The following is a 1105-nucleotide window of genomic DNA, read 5'->3' as shown; positions in this document are numbered from 1 at the left end:
GGCTCACAGAACGACATGGCTACGATCCGACTTCCAATAATCATTCAGGAACAAAATACAAGTGCCGTCTTAAACAACAATTCCATGGATGCCTATTTATAAATGCAACACTAGTAGCTTAGAACAATGATTTATAATATAATTATACAAGATAAGATTCCATGGAACGAGATATGATGGCAATGCCCCAATCCAGAATGAAACATCAAGAAAGAACCAATTGATTTAACTCAATCGTCCCCATGAATTATTATTCAAAAGAATATAAATATCCCACCTAAATCCTCATTGAAAAAGGATAACTTTAACTGGGATATAATCAAGAATAAAAAGTATCTCAAATTATCGTTTTGGTGCTTTTTTATTTCTTTTTATCTTCGTTTATTACAGCATTATCTTGTTGAAAGATCATGTCCTTACTTTGCAGGCCATAATACTTCAATGTCTCCTTGTATTCCTCCTCAAGTACTGACGTGTATAGCTCACCATTTACATTACTTTGTAGCCAGGACATGTAGCCCCCTCCATGTATAGTTATGCAACTCCAAAGCATGATTCCGCCTCCTCCATAAGCATGTTTCTTTTTGTAGTGATGGTCTCGATAAGGTGCATTATCCTCTTTCCAAGCGTATTCTAGGCCATTAGACCCTCTTTTTTGGATCTTTGTCTCATCAGAAAAGACAACGCGTTCCCAATCAGTCTCGGACCAGTCTTTATGAGCCTTTGCCCAATCATATCGTGCCTTTTGCTTGTCATTATTAAGTGGAAGTACCGTCTTTTTCTTAGTCGATTTTAGACCTTTGCGTTTCAAAGTACGAGCAATTGTTTTTGGATTGACCATTTGATCTGGTTTTTTAACGCCAAAGGAAGCATCGGCTGCGCTTTTAGATAAGCCAAGTCTTATGTCTCTAGCTGCTTTGGTTTCCTCCCTAGGTGTGAGTAAACGATGTCTACCCGCGCTATTTTTTGACTGCAACTTGGTTTTCCTTGAAATTCTTCGAATCATGGACTTTCCACAGCCTACTTTTTTTTTAATTACATCCCATGGAATGGAGTGGTTCAACATGTTTTCAATTTGGGCATGTTTGTCGGCATTCTTTGCTGT

The 1105-nt window shown here is 37.9% G+C and carries 1 protein-coding gene; it reads right to left on the bottom strand.

Translation table 11 applies throughout. The features are described 5' to 3' along the window. Positions 1-361 precede the first annotated feature (361 nt). Positions 362-1105 (bottom strand): transposase (locus tag ACYVPE_RS39820; protein WP_461038731.1); only part of this gene is annotated, 744 nt, incomplete at its 5' end.

Source organism: Streptomyces mayteni (assembly GCF_054783955.1).
This window is presented reverse-complemented; position numbering and strand designations above follow the sequence as displayed.